Raw genomic sequence first — 992 nt, forward strand, 5'->3', positions numbered from 1 at the left:
GCTTGGTCTTCGCGGCGCGGGTCGTCGAAACGTAAGGGGTCGAAGCGATCCGGATCGTGCCAGACTTCGCGGACGAAATGGTTGACGGCGGGGGTGATCGCCACAAGCGTGTCGGAGGGGATGTAGTGGCCGTCTATTGCGGTGTCTTGCACTGTTTTGCGCATCACTAGCGGAACCGGCGCCACGAGTCTCATGGATTCCTTGATCACCAGATCGAGGGACCTGAGCCCTTCCAAATCATCGATCTCGGGTGATCGGTCGCCGAGAGCATCGCTTTCGGCGCGAACCCGATCCTGCCATTCTGGATGCTTTGCCAGGTAATAAGTTACCGCGGTGGTGGTGATGGTCGATGTGTCGTGAGCGGCCATCATCAGAAAAATCATGTGGTTGATGACATCGGAGTCACTGAAACGTTGTCCGTCTTCGGTGCTGGCATGGCACAGCGCGGCGAACAGGTCATTGCTGTTGCCGGCCCGGGCGGCCGGCAAGTGCCGGGCGAAGTATTCCTCGAGCACCCGTCGGCCGCGGATCCCGGCGCGATAGCGGGTGCCGGGAAGCGGCGCGCGGACGAGTGAGCTGGCCGCGCGTACCGTAGCGACGAACGCCTGGTTAATGGCGTCGCTGCTGTCTTTGCCTCGGCCACCCATGAACACATCGGTGGCGATGTCGAGGGTCAGGTTTTTCAACAGCGGGTACATGCGGACGGACGGGCCGGTCGGCCACGTGGGCAGGGTTGCGCGGACGCAAGGGGTCACTTGGGTGACGTAGCCGGCCAGTCGCGGCCGCGTGAAGGCCTCCTGCATGATGCGCCGGTGCATGAGGTGTTCGTCAAAGCTCATCAGCATCAATCCGCGGTGGAAGAACGCGTCGATGAGAAAGGCCCAGCCGTCTTGCGAGAACGCCTTTGCGTTGGTGGTGAGCGCCTCCTGGGTAGCTTGGGGGCCCGCGATGACCGCCATTTTGGTGCCGAACGCTCCCATCCACGAGACAGA

1 protein-coding gene is annotated in these 992 nt (G+C 62.3%); it reads right to left on the reverse strand.

Annotation, left to right across the window (positions count from 1 at the left end):
- Positions 1-992: cytochrome P450 (locus FPZ47_RS27620; RefSeq protein WP_144957482.1), on the reverse strand; the 992-nt coding region annotated here is incomplete at both ends.

Origin of the sequence: Mycobacterium helveticum (genome assembly GCF_007714205.1) — a bacterium.
Lineage (GTDB): Bacteria > Actinomycetota > Actinomycetes > Mycobacteriales > Mycobacteriaceae > Mycobacterium > Mycobacterium helveticum.